Genomic DNA, 12,419 nt, shown 5'->3' on the forward strand with positions numbered 1-12,419 from the left:
GGGGCGCATGCAATGCGCCCCGACAGCCGGTTTCATGTATCCGCTTTCTCCACCCACTTTTGAATAGTCGGCGGTTTGTAACCGGCGAACCGGTCCAGCAGCGCCTCGGGGGCCTGCTCCACGAGCAGCATGGAACGGTGCGGCTCCCTGACGAACTGTTCCGCCACGGTGTGATCCAGAAACGCAATCAGCGCGTCGTAGTACCCCGCGATGTTGAGCAGGCCGCACGGTTTGGCGTGAAAGCCCAGTTGGGCCCAGGTCCAGATCTCGAAGATCTCCTCCAGCGTGCCGATCCCTCCCGGCAGGGCGATGAAGCCGTCGGAAAGCTCGGCCATCATGGTTTTGCGCTCGTGCATGGAGCGGGTGACGTGGAGTTCGGTCAGGTTCGGGTGGGCGATCTCCTTGCGCATGAGCGCATCGGGGATGACCCCCACCGCCTCGCCGCCCAATTGCAGCACCGTATCCGCCACTATCCCCATGATGCCGACACTGGCACCGCCGTAGACGAGTCGCAGGTTTCGCTCCACCAGGGATTTTGCCAGGTCGCGGGCGGCGTTGGCATAGGCCTCCCGGCGACCGGGGTTGGAACCGCAATAGACACAGATGCTTTTCATGACGACTAATCCTTTATTAAAACGGTTCTCGCATGCGTGGACAGATATTCTTAACGCCCGGTTGCGCCCCGAGTCCTGGTTAGCGCTGATCCAGATACAGTTTTAGCCCCTCAAAGTTGCTCATGCTTTTGGGATATGGCTCACGACACTTCGCGCACACGGAGCGATATGTCGGCCCTCTTCGGTAGAAAAAACGATAGAGTTTTTCCGGCAGCCATGGTTTGTCGATTTGTTCCAATGCATGTTCCCCCAAATATCCGCATTTTTGGCAAAGATACATGCTGAAAAGATTTTTGGGCAATTCAACCTTGGTAAGTCTCAGAAACAGTCCTGCAACATCCCTTATGTATGATCCCAAGTTTTCTCTAGTGAGGTCGGAATTAAATGTGCAGTCGAACCTGTTGTTAACCGACCACACATCTTCGCCCAGCGTATCCCAGATGCTGTATATTGGTTCATCATAGTTGCTACAGGAATAGAAAGCTTCCAAGATGCTGAGGCCCTTCTCCGGCTCAAGCTCTCCGGCAACAATTTGCTTACAGAGGTACTCGGCATAGATTCTCAAGCTCTCTTCGTGAGGAGGCAGACTTAAAGCCAACTCTTTCAGGCTTTTTTGGAAGTACTTTTCAATCTCCTCTGAGCCCGTTTCTTTATCCAAACCAATACCTGCAAGAATCGCGACGCTTTCTGAATCGCATCCTTCACAGAGTAATGACACAGCCCAATCTGTGTAGTCCTTCGCTTGGGCGCTACCGAGCGCACGTTTTCCCGCGAGATGTTCGAATTTCATAGGCCTGTCCATGTTGTCCGGTTTAGTCTGGAGAGAGGGTGGCAATAGTAGTGACCAGCCTGTTTTATCCCCTCACCCGGCCTTCGGCCACCCTCTCCCCCTGGGAGAGGGGAAGATGAGCATCCCTTCTCCCTAAGGGAGAAGGTGCCCCGAAGGGGTGGATGAGGGGTATTTTGACTTGCCGCAAAAACCTAACGGGACATTGCTGTCATTTAATACAATTGTATTGTTGTGCAATACAATTTCGAGAGCAACCTCGACCTTCTTACACCATCCGCTTCAACTCATCCAATAAATTGAGCGCTTCCAAAGGGGTGAGGGTGGCTATGTTGAGCTTCTTCAGGCGCAGGCGCAACTGGTCTTCCGTACTCTCAAACAGGGAAAACTGGGGCGAAGGTTCCTTGGGTGGGGCTTTTTTGCTCTTGGCCAGGCGCGGGGCACCCTCCTCGAACTCGCCGTGCTCCAGGTTGCGCAGGATCTCCTTGGCCCGCTCGATCACGTCCGCCGGCATGCCGGCCAGCCGAGCCACCTGGATGCCGTAGGAGTGGGAAGCGCCGCCGGGGATGATGGTGCGCAGGAAGATGACCTGATCGTTCCACTCCCGCACCGCCACGGTAAAGTTTTTGATCCGCTCCCTGGTTGAGGCCAGTTCGGTCAGTTCGTGGTAATGGGTGGCGAACAGGGTGCGAGCCCGGCAGCCGGGGGTGTCGTGGATGTACTCGGCCACGGCCCAGGCGATAGAAACGCCGTCGAAGGTGGAGGTGCCCCGGCCGATTTCGTCCATGACGATCAGGCTCTTGGGACCGGCGTTACGCAGGATGTTGGCCGCCTCCATCATCTCCAGCATGAAGGTGGACTGGCCCCGGGCCAGGTTGTCCCCCGCGCCGACGCGGGTAAAGATCCGGTCGGCGATGCCGATGCGGGCCTCGGTCGCCGGGACGAAGCTGCCGGCCTGGGCCATGAGGCAGATCAGGGCCACCTGGCGCATGTAGGTGGATTTACCGGCCATGTTGGGGCCGGTGATCATGAGGATCTGGCTCTCGTCGGCGTCCAGGCGGGTGTCGTTGGGGACGAAGCGTTCGCCCAGCTTCATGGCCTCGATGACCGGATGGCGGCCATCCTTGATGTCGATGACGTCCGTATCGTCCATCTGGGGCTTGCAGTAGTTCCGTTCCCCCGCCACGATGGCCAGGGAGATGAGCACGTCCAGCACCGCCAGGCCGTCTGCGGTGCGGCAGATGCGTTCGGCCTGGGCCGCCACCTGCTCGCGGATCTCCTGGAACAGGGTGTATTCCAGGTCGCAGATGCGCTCTTCGGCCCCCAGCACCTTTTCCTCGTAGTTCTTCAACTCCTCAGTGATAAAGCGCTCGGCGTTGGCCAGGGTCTGGCGGCGGATGTAGTCGGCCGGCACGGAGCCCAGGTTGCTCTTGGTCACCTCGATGGAATAGCCGAAGACCCGGTTGTAGCGGATCTTGAGGGTGGAGATGCCGGTGCGCGCCTTCTCCTGGGCCTCCAGGCGGGCGATGAACCCCTTCCCCTCGCTGCTGATGGCCCGCAGTTCGTCCAGTTCGGCATTATGCCCGTGAGCGATGATGCCACCCTCCCGCAGGGAGAAGGGCGGGTTCTCCACGATGCCCCGTTCCACCAGGCTGCGGATGTCGTCCAGGGGGTCGATGGTGCCGGACAGGGAGTGGAGGAGCCCGGACTGCATCGGGGCGAGGCGTTCCAGGAGCTGCGGGAGGCGGCGCAGGGAATCGTGCAGGGCCCGCAGGTCGCGGCCCGAGGCCGAGGCCATACCGATGCGACCGTTCAACCGTTCCAGGTCGGCGATCTCCCGCAGTTGGGCCGTCAACTCCTCCCGTACCTCCGCAGCCTCCAGCAATTCCTCCACCGCGGCCAGGCGTTGGCGGATCGGCTCCAGTCCCACCAGGGGGTAGCTGAGCCACTGTTTGAGCCTGCGCGCCCCCATGGCGGTGGCGGTCCGGTCCAGGCACCCCAGGAGCGATCCGGCTTTCTTCCCCTCGGCCATGGTGGCGGTGATCTCCAGATTGCGGCGGGTGGCCGGGTCCAGGGCCAAGTGCTCGGTCCGCTCGTACACTTGAATATCCCGGATATGGGGGATGGCGGACTTGCGGTTCTCCCGCAGGTAGTACAGGGCCGCCCCGGCCGCCGTGAGGCCCGCCGGCATGGCGCCAAGGCCCAGGGCCTCCGCCGAGGCGGCGCCGAACTGGCCGCAGAGAAGCGACGTGGCATAGTCCCGCTCAAAGACCCAGCCGGGCGCGCGGGAGACGATCCGCTCTCCCAGAAAGGCCCGCAGGTCGGCGGGCAGGTCGTCCAGTTCCAGATTGTCGGCCAGCAGCACCTCGCGGGGGCTGATGCAGGCCGCCTCGCCGGCCGCCGCCGTGGCGCCCGCCAGCTCCGTTACCCGGAATTCGCCCGTGGACAGGTCCAGCCAGGCGCAGCCCCAGGTGTTATTGGCACCCATGGAGAGGGTGAGCAGGTAGTTGTTCTCGTCCGGCGACAGGCTTTCGGTTTCGATGAGGAGCCCCGGCGTGACCACCTTGACCACCTCGCGCCGCACGATCCCCTTGGCCTGCTTGGGGTCTTCCACCTGCTCGCAGATGGCCACCTTGCGGCCCGATTCGATCAGCTTGGCGATGTAGGGGGAGGCGGAGTGGAAGGGGACGCCGCAGAAGGGGATTTCGTCCCCGCTCCCCTTGTTGCGCGAGGTGAGGGCGATGTCCAGGATGCGGGAGGCGGTCAGGGCGTCGTCCAGGAACATCTCGTAAAAGTCCCCCATGCGGAAGAAGAGGATCGCGTCCGGGTATCCCGACTTGATCTCCAGGTATTGCCGCATCATGGGGGTCTGGTCTGCCATGCGTTGTGAACCTTCCGTTTCGTAAAATGGGTGTTGGTGGTTGTAGCACACGGCCTGCGGCTTTTCAAGGCCAAGGGGGGAGGCGGGCGCTGCTGCTGAACTGCGGCCGGTTTCGTGTGCGGTAGAACGTGGGTGGCGAATTGTACCGACAAAAAAGCCCCGGATTGAGGTCCGGGGCTTTTTTTGCGTTTGGCTGGCGTCGTTACCGAGGAACGGCCGGGGTTAAAACTTTGCCCTGAAGCCGACCATGGCATTGTGGCTTTCAAAGCGGATGCCGCTGGTTGTCAGCAGGTCCCCGTTGAAGCTGGCCCGGTCGGTGTTGAAGTAGCGGTAGCCCAGATCCAGGGAGTATCTGCGGTTGAGAGCGATGTCCAGACCGGCGCCCACCTGATAGGCAAAGACGGTGTCGTTATCTTGGGGGTACATGTGAAGCCGGCTCGTGCCGCTGGTGGCAAAGGTGTCGGTCATATACAGCGACGCAAAGCCGATGCCGCCACCCAGGTACGGGGTGACGGGGGTGTCGTTGTGGATGTCGAAAAATGCGTTGGCCATGAAAGCGAGCGCCCCCAGGCTGCCGTCGATATTACGAAACTGACCGCCGCCGGCATTGTCCGTAATCGACTTGATATCGGCCTGTTTGTACGAAAGTTCGCCTTCCAGGCGCATGAAGCCGAAATCGTATCCGCCCGCACCGCCGACGTAAATGCCCGGGTCGAATTCTATCCGTTCGTCGGAGGTTGTGTTGTTGAAGAAGTCAGTCGTTGACGAGTCCGTACTCCGGGGCACGGTTATGCCGAGGAAGCCGGTGACATAGGGACCCGGCCGCATGGGTGCCGCCTGGCTTGCGGCTGGGATGGCAACGGTTATGAGGAGTGCAAGGGTGGTCAATGTCTTTTTCATGGTTTGTCTCTCCTTTGTGCATTCTGGATTCGACAGGCATCGATCTCGACAGCCTGCCTGGCCGATGTGGCGGTGCAAGGCTAACCAATAGTTTGATACATCACTATACTACACATGCGCCGCGTTGTCATGGGTTGAGAGACAATCCTTGAGGTTGATCTTCCGGCCTGACAATTTTATTTAATGATTGCGGAGTGTTGCGAAGCTGGCAGCGGGAGGGGGATGATTGGGAAAAAGGTGGCTGGCCGGGGGGGACAGGGGGGCGTGTTACAGCGTGTCACATGCGAGACCCATGAAATCGAAGATATTGTTTTCCGGGGCCACGCCCTGCTCGCGCTTGAACATGCAATTCGGCGAGCAGTAGTGAAGGGCGCCGGGGATGATCACTCCATCCATGACCTCCAACAGGTAACCGTTGCGGTCCACGCGGACGGAATAAATACCAGCGGTGCTGCCGGCATCGAAGGCTGCTCCGCAATGGCTGCAATGTGTCCGTATCGTCGGCATGTGCTGAATTTTGCCACTAATTAAATTGCAGCGTCAAGCGGTTAGAGATTATAATAATATAATTTTAAAAAAAGAACGCTAATCCTTCCATTTATGGCAACCCGAACATCTGACGGGGCCTTTTGCCATCTCCACGTGGCACCCTTTGCAGTTCTTGTGCGCCCATTCCTTGCCGAACCCTTTGATCTTGCCGACACCCTCCACGTGGCATGTGATGCACGTGCCGGTAATGGCCATGTGGTCTTTGTGGGGAAAGGTCACCTTGTTTTTGAAATTGATCACCTCGGGCGCGGCAAAGGCCGATCCCGAGAAGGCAAGCAGGGCAAGCAGGATAGCAGCGGTCTGTTTCATGGGCCAATCTCCTCCTGGCTGTGTTTGGGGTGCTCTGCGGACACGGCTGCCGACGTCCGCGGGAAGCGGTGCGCTCCCCTGCCTTTTCCAAATATACTATTTTTTATCCGTCTGCAAGGGTATATCCCTGTTAGTGCGGTATTTTTGCTGCCCGGAGCGGGCGGGGCTCCTCCTTGTCCCGCCCGCGCAAAAGGGGGTATACTGAAATAAAGGAGGCGAATACCCATGAAAGCATTACTGTTATCGGTGTGTTCCCTGGTGCTCCTGAGCGGATGCGTCCATGTCTTCAGCGAACGGGCAGACCTGATGGTGGACCGCACCATCGACTACGAACAGTTCAAGCTGAATCCCAAGGCCTATGTGGGCAAGTTTGTGAAGTTCGGCGGAATCATCGCGTCCACCAAGAATACCAAGGAAGGGTCCCGGATCGAGGTGGTGCAATTTGACCTGGGAAACGACGACATGCCCTATGAGGAACATGCCTCGGGCGGGCGTTTCCTGGCCACCAGCCCCGGCTATCTGGATGCCCTGGTCTTCAAGGCGGGGCGGCCGGTTGCAGTCATCGGAGAGGTGAAGGGGGAAAAGGTCCTGCCCTTGGGCGAGATCAGTTATACCTACCCGGTAGTCTCGATTGTGGAGATTCATGTCTGGAAACGGTCCGACCTGTATCCGTACCCGCCGGGGTACTACGATCCCCCGTACTATTATTACGGTTACGGCCCCGCCTATCCCTACGGGTGGGGCGGCCCCTACTGGTACGGGCCGCGTCACTGGAGATAGCTTTTTCCGGGAATGAAACAGGTAGAAACACGCGCCGGAGGCGCACCATGGGGTGACGCCTCCGGCTGTTGCGTGCGCGGGGCGGTCCTACTTCAGTTTGAGGGCGATGCGCGCCACGTGGGCGCCCTGGTAGCGGGCGCCGGCCAGTTCATTGCCGCTGGGCAGGCGCTCGCCCTTGCCCCCCGCGATGGTTGACGCGCCGTAGGGGCTCCCCCCGGTGATCTCGGAGATGCCCATCTGACCGGCAAAGGCGTAGGGGAGGCCGACCACCACCATCCCCTGGTGGAGCAGGGTCGTGTGGAAGCTCAAGATGGTGGATTCCTGTCCGCCGTGCTGGGTGGCGGAGCTGGCGAAGACGCTGCCCGGCTTGCCTACCAGCGCTCCGCTCATCCAGAGCTGGCCGGTGGCATCCAAAAACTGGCGCATCTGGCCGCACATGTTGCCGAAACGGGTCGGGGTGCCGAAAATGATGGCATCGGCCCCAGCCAGATCGTCCACCGTAGCCACCGGAATATGGGCCATGCCTTTCTGGGCTTCCAACGCCCCCATCATCCCCAATACCTCATCGGACAGGGTCTCCGGCACGCGCTTGATGACCGCCTCGCAGCCCGCCACCTCGCGAACCCCCTCGGCTACCGCTTCGGCCATCTTGTAGATATGCCCATACATGCTGTAATAGACGATGAGTACCTTGCACATCTGTTTAATCTCCTTTCCAAGTAGAAAGATATTTGCCACAGAGCCACCGAGGCCGCAAATGTCGTCTCATGTCGTGGTGGGGTGCCCCCGCCCCGGCGATGTTCCCTGCGCCTTCGTGGCTCTGGGCCTGGCTGCCATTGTATGATTAAAGGATAGCAGACAATCGTGGCTGCGCAACCGCCCGAACGGGCCGATCCACGCGAAGGCGGGTGAGCCTGATATGCTCTTATCTGGAATCCCCGGGGCAATAACACGCGACAAATATTCAGAACTTTACACGTGTTGTGCAGTTCATGTCTTGGTATGATTTAAGTAATTGATAGTATTGAAATAGCCGGTCAGATGTTAAAAAAATGTTTGTCGAAATATTTTACATGCTCTGGGCCATTCTTGTAAGATGCTTGTTATTGTTTGATTTTTTGCATTGGTACAATATCTGCATTTAAAAATTACCAGTAAGAATATATTGGTAGACTCGTTTAAAAGAGGATGAATATAATGAGAAAAACACTGATCGGCATGCTGGTCGTCTTGGGCATGGCAACAAGCGGGTGGGCAACGACGTACAGCGATTATGCGTATTCCGATGCGTCCGGCCGTGCGGCAACCGCAGACTTTACCCTGGACGGGACAAACCTCACATTGCTGCTCACCAACACTTCGACCTCGGCCGTTCCCAATCCGACCTATATCCTGACCGCGCTGCTGTTCGGCACCAGCAGTTCCTTGACGGCGCTGTCTGCGATAGTGCCGAGCGGCAGCACCGTCATTACTAAAAAGGGGACCTTGTACCCTGCCGGCACGAACGTCGGCAGCCAATGGGCCTATAACGACAACGGCGTTTCAAGTGCCGGTCTTGGTATCTTCGGCCCACACGACATAATTGGTGGTCCTGGTCTCATCTCCGCTCCCGGCAACGCTCCGGCCGGCCTTCCCTACGGCATCGCCGGTACCGGCACCATCAACTTCAAAAACGGCGACCTGGGCAATGCACAGTTGATTCAGGATGCGGTGCAGTTTACCTTCACAACCGGCAACGATTTCACCCTGGCAGATATCTCAAATGTTAAATTCCAGTATGGTACGAGTCGAGGAGGGTATCCTGCGAATCCGGTGCCGGAGCCATGCACCCTCCTTCTCCTGGGCGGCGGTTTCGGTGCGGCCGCCCTGGCTCGGCGTAGAGCGGGTAGGTGATTTTAGATTGGCCGACGCCGATGCAACTTAAAAGGGCTTCCACAAGGGAGCCCTTCTTTGTGGGGCTCTTTGAGCGCAGACGGTTTGGAGGCGTAGATGGAAAACAGAGGATTTGTTCGGGTGGATTTCTCTGGAGAAGCCTCGCTAGCATATAATGGACAGCGCGTCTCCGGCAACACGGGGAATGTCAGCCTGGGGGGAATCTACTTCAAGACCACCCACGAGGTACCGCTGAATACGCCGGTCATGCTTACCATCTGCCCGTCTGCCGCATCGTCGATAAACCTGTATGCCAGCACCGTTCGCACCGATAGGGGCGGGGTAGCCTGTCAATCAATACTATTGATGTGCATTCGTTTGTCAGGCTTAGGGAAGTAGTCGCTGCAAAGTATGATGATGATGTCATCATGGGCGAGACGTACAAAATAGCCCGTTTTATCCAATAAGTTCGAAAGCGGCCCCGCCCCGCCGCCGCTTGCTTGGGCTTTGCTTCATTTTGGCTTATTTTCTTCGGGACTTGATCCATCTACTGTTTTATCAGGTTTAACAAAGCTAGCCGGAACTGTGTAAGGAAGGTACAAGGTATCCATAACAAGTGATAAGGGCATATCTACAAGTCCAAGAAAATATGCCTGCCATTTTGTGCTTTCTGGCGGGTTTGGGTCAGAATAGGTATCTATCCATTCTTTTGTACCAATGTAAACTTTGTTCTCTCCTTCAGCGGTCTTAGCAAAAGTTCTTATGGAACTTGCACACCCTGTAACCATAAGCAAAATAAAACAAATCAAAAAATACATTCGTCTCAAGAAAATTCCCTCTTCTCTGCTGACCAATAAATGAATAATTTAGGTGTCAGCTCTGCACATTGACATCAAGTATATTGCACCCCTCCCATAACTCGCCTCAACCCACTCTACCGAGCCATCCACGCCCCTACAACCGGCCATCGTTACAAAATAATCGAAAAAAACTGGTGAGATAATTGGCGGAGCACATGGGAATACAAAAAATAATAAATATGCGTAATTTTAAAATAAAACTAAATAAGATTTTTGCACTTACCCGGAAAGTTACCCAGATAATTCCGCCTCGGGTCTTGCGTTGCCGGGCGGTTTCTTGCCCGATCACGCTTCGAGGGCTTGATTGGGTGCGATTATTTTAGAGTCATTTGCGATACTTTAATATGGCCGAGATTAAGTCCTCCATAAGGCATAACCTCAAAAAATCCTGTCACAGACGCAGTCTTTCCCCTATGCCTGTTTAAAGACATTGTCACTATAAACTGCCTCCATTTATTGGCAATGCCATCAGTGGCGTATGGAATTCGGAGCGCAGGATCGTCAAGCCCCAGAAATACAGCCTTATTTGAGTTTTTCTTCTCAAGATCGGCCCTTGTTAGGTAAATTGCATCCCCTTCTAGTTCGTAGATAAAAAAACCATCAACTCGAATTTTCTGCTTATTCCATTTTGCGGGATTGTTAAGAAGATCAGCTAATGGAACGCTTGGAACACCAGCGGACGGTGCTCCATATTCACTGATACAGCCACATAGACAAAGCGACAAGATGGTTATGGGGATTAATCGGTTCATTTTCTATTATCACCCTCCGGCTTTTTCAGTGGAAGATTAGAGAGAAAGATGAGGGTCAGGTTTCCATTCTTCAAATTTGAAATTTGGAGACGCGGCCCTTTGATTTTCCTTGCCAGGACGGCAGGTCGGGGACTGGAAAGGTGTGCGATAAGAGCCGGTGTTTTTTCTGGTGTTTGAGGATGTCTGGTATCTCGCGGGCGAAGGCGGCTATCTGGGGAGCACACAGGGCGATGAGAGGATGTCTGTTCTGTGACCATTTTTCTACAGCAAGCATAAAATTTCCTTGATTCGTTGAGGCATTATCAAGACTAGTTATGAATACCACAAATCAATGCAAAGAATAGGTTATATTTGTGTTTGCGCCTCGGTACTTGCATCTACTTGCATTCGGGCTTAAAAACTCCAGGGAGTAAGCTCTGGCCCCGCTCGGCCTCCGCACGCTAGCAGGACGGCCACGGATAGTGTGAATATCTTCTTTATATTTAGAGACTACTATGATATTGAAAGGACATTTGTATCCCCCTGTGCTAGCGCTACTGGGTATATGGAGATGGGCAAGAATGCCGACTGATCCCGGACACATTGAAACATTATTAAAATCTATTATAAGCGGAATCAATGTTCCTTTTTGGGTAAAAGGGGATTTTTGGATTTTCTTAGTGATTGGAGTGTTTGGTCTTCTCTTCTCGGTAATGGCATTCATTGAGGCAAGGCGTGCAAAGCAGGCTGCTACGGAAGCAGCAAGGAACGTTAGGATTCAAACCATTACCATAGACTTGACCGAACTCTCACAGAGACTCGACAAGCTAAGCCCTGACATCAAATTTACAGAAGCACGGGACATGATGGCTGAAATGTCGAGACGAATAAGAAGACTTACGTCTCCATTCAAGAGCGATAACGGTCTTTCGGAACCAGTTAATTTGCTTTGGGAAGCATTGAGTAACGCAAAACAATCTCTTAAGGCAGTTAAGCCAGCGAACATTGAGCTTGAGTCAGAGACGCCCCTTGCTGTTTATAACGCTATTGAGTCTGATATTTCAGATATTAATGATAGAATTGCTGACGTACTTGGACTTCTTGAAAGAAGAACTATAGATTTTGGAGATAATGATGGAAGCAAAAAATGAACTTCTCGATTATTTAAATCGATTGTTATCAGCAACAGTTGACAAAAGTATGGAATGGTTTAAAGCTAATCCAACAACCTACATGTGGACAACGAATACCCCAAAGCCAGGGAAGGTAATTATTCAACGTGTTAATAAGCGTGCCTTTGTAATCGTAATGGGGCGTCGAGTCCCAAGAGAGATCACTAAACATCTTTTGCAGGTGCTCGATGGAAAAGGAAATATAGTTTTTTCAGTTGATGGTATGAGTAATAGCACTGCTGAAGAGGTATTGATAAAAGTTTATGAGGCTATACTGTCACGCGAAACAGAAAAAGGATTTGAATTCTTTAAGGACATAATTCCACAAAAGTAACAATCAAATCGTTTTGACTGAAATAAATCAACAAATTTTGTTTTCAATACTTTATTTCGATTGCGTTGTGGGGCCAGTTGCCGATTGAAAAGCTGTTCCTATAATCCCTGTACTGGTATGAATTTGTTTGAACTTATATGAATTCTGACACACCGTAGAGATTAATAATTATTTGAAATTATATTTATATTGATTTGCTGTAATGTAATTAGTTTATTTTTATTCTTTTTTCGGACCCCGTTTCCATAGGCCCAACCTTGCTTTACCAATCACACCGACCGCTTCAGTGGTGTCATCTTTGCCCCTCCCTTTAATCCATCCAAGTAATCGGCCCAAAGTTGCATCATCTTCTTGCGCTCCGCGAGGTGAGCAGTCCTGTTATAAGCACGCCCATTCGGGTCTTTTACAGCATGTGCAAGCTGGTGTTCGATGAAATCAACGCGCTGGTTTAGCACCTCATCAAGGATCGTCCGGGCGGTTGCTCTGAACCCGTGGCCGGTGATCGGAGAAAGATGAGGGTCAGGTCTCCATTCTTCAAATTTGAAATTTGGAGACGCGACCCTTTGATTTTCCTGTCATATCAAAAAAAGCCATCAATTCCATACGATATATATTTATTCAAAGTTCCAC

The 12,419-nt window shown here is 54.3% G+C and carries 14 protein-coding genes and 1 pseudogene; 5 read left to right on the forward strand and 10 right to left on the reverse strand.

The annotated features are described in order from the left end of the window. Nucleotides 1-32: 32 nt before the first annotated feature. The 6 genes from F6V25_RS08090 to F6V25_RS08115 form a co-directional block, all read right to left on the reverse strand. Nucleotides 33-614: an LOG family protein gene (locus F6V25_RS08090; protein ID WP_151128111.1), complete on the reverse strand. Its 582-nt coding sequence runs from the start codon at nt 612-614 to the stop codon at nt 33-35. Nucleotides 615-693: 79 nt separating this feature from the next. Then, complete coding sequence (locus F6V25_RS08095) at nt 694-1,404, reverse strand: hypothetical protein (protein ID WP_151128112.1); 711 nt, start codon at nt 1,402-1,404, stop codon at nt 694-696. Between the two features lie 265 nt (nt 1,405-1,669). Further along, nucleotides 1,670-4,282 carry a DNA mismatch repair protein MutS gene (gene mutS, locus F6V25_RS08100; protein WP_151128113.1) on the reverse strand — a complete coding sequence of 871 codons (2,613 nt, stop codon included), beginning with the start codon at nt 4,280-4,282 and terminating at the stop codon, nt 1,670-1,672. 222 nt (nt 4,283-4,504) lie between these two features. Then, nucleotides 4,505-5,182 carry an outer membrane protein gene (locus F6V25_RS08105; RefSeq protein WP_151128114.1) on the reverse strand — a complete coding sequence of 226 codons (678 nt, stop codon included), beginning with the start codon at nt 5,180-5,182 and terminating at the stop codon, nt 4,505-4,507. A gap of 267 nt (nt 5,183-5,449) precedes the next feature. Further along, entirely contained in the window at nt 5,450-5,689 is a 240-nt protein-coding gene (locus F6V25_RS08110) for a hypothetical protein (RefSeq protein ID WP_151128115.1), read from the reverse strand. A 78-nt stretch (nt 5,690-5,767) separates the two neighbouring features. Beyond that, nucleotides 5,768-6,040 carry a cytochrome c3 family protein gene (locus F6V25_RS08115; protein ID WP_151128116.1) on the reverse strand — a complete coding sequence of 91 codons (273 nt, stop codon included), beginning with the start codon at nt 6,038-6,040 and terminating at the stop codon, nt 5,768-5,770. Between the two features lie 225 nt (nt 6,041-6,265). On the opposite strand from F6V25_RS08115, the gene F6V25_RS08120 reads away from it, so the two are divergent. Then, nucleotides 6,266-6,820 (forward strand): Slp/YeaY family lipoprotein, encoded by a 555-nt coding sequence (locus F6V25_RS08120; RefSeq protein ID WP_151128117.1) that lies wholly within the window; start codon nt 6,266-6,268, stop codon nt 6,818-6,820. 87 nt (nt 6,821-6,907) lie between these two features. On the opposite strand, the gene wrbA is transcribed toward F6V25_RS08120, so the two are convergent. Beyond that, on the reverse strand, nt 6,908-7,519 hold the full coding sequence (wrbA, locus tag F6V25_RS08125; RefSeq protein ID WP_151128118.1) for an NAD(P)H:quinone oxidoreductase: 612 nt from the start codon (nt 7,517-7,519) through the stop codon (nt 6,908-6,910). A 498-nt stretch (nt 7,520-8,017) separates the two neighbouring features. Here wrbA and F6V25_RS08130 point away from each other — a divergent pair, with 498 nt between their 5' ends. Beyond that, nucleotides 8,018-8,713 carry an XDD4 family exosortase-dependent surface protein gene (locus F6V25_RS08130; protein WP_191966129.1) on the forward strand — a complete coding sequence of 232 codons (696 nt, stop codon included), beginning with the start codon at nt 8,018-8,020 and terminating at the stop codon, nt 8,711-8,713. A gap of 96 nt (nt 8,714-8,809) precedes the next feature. Continuing rightward, a complete protein-coding gene (locus tag F6V25_RS17520) occupies nt 8,810-9,091 on the forward strand; it encodes a PilZ domain-containing protein (RefSeq protein WP_151128120.1) in 282 nt (93 codons plus the stop codon). A gap of 113 nt (nt 9,092-9,204) precedes the next feature. Here the strand turns inward: F6V25_RS17520 and F6V25_RS08140 are convergent, their stop codons facing one another. Further along, on the reverse strand, nt 9,205-9,510 hold the full coding sequence (locus F6V25_RS08140; protein WP_275095491.1) for a YceK/YidQ family lipoprotein: 306 nt from the start codon (nt 9,508-9,510) through the stop codon (nt 9,205-9,207). Nucleotides 9,511-9,866: 356 nt separating this feature from the next. Further along, complete coding sequence (locus tag F6V25_RS08145; protein ID WP_151128122.1) at nt 9,867-10,304, reverse strand: hypothetical protein; 438 nt, start codon at nt 10,302-10,304, stop codon at nt 9,867-9,869. A gap of 560 nt (nt 10,305-10,864) precedes the next feature. Here F6V25_RS08145 and F6V25_RS08150 point away from each other — a divergent pair. Both F6V25_RS08150 and F6V25_RS08155 read left to right on the forward strand, forming a co-directional pair. Further along, nucleotides 10,865-11,434 (forward strand): hypothetical protein, encoded by a 570-nt coding sequence (locus F6V25_RS08150; protein ID WP_151128123.1) that lies wholly within the window; start codon nt 10,865-10,867, stop codon nt 11,432-11,434. After that, on the forward strand, nt 11,418-11,789 hold the full coding sequence (locus F6V25_RS08155; RefSeq protein ID WP_151128124.1) for a polysaccharide deacetylase family protein: 372 nt from the start codon (nt 11,418-11,420) through the stop codon (nt 11,787-11,789). Before F6V25_RS08150 ends, F6V25_RS08155 begins: the two co-directional genes overlap by 17 nt. A 269-nt stretch (nt 11,790-12,058) precedes the next feature. Here F6V25_RS08155 and F6V25_RS17270 read toward each other — a convergent pair. Continuing rightward, nucleotides 12,059-12,292 (reverse strand): annotated as a pseudogene (locus F6V25_RS17270) (tyrosine-type recombinase/integrase); the annotation flags it as partial. Nucleotides 12,293-12,419 lie beyond the last annotated feature (127 nt).

Source organism: Oryzomonas japonica, assembly GCF_008802365.1.
Taxonomy (GTDB): Bacteria; Desulfobacterota; Desulfuromonadia; order Geobacterales; family Pseudopelobacteraceae; genus Oryzomonas; species Oryzomonas japonica.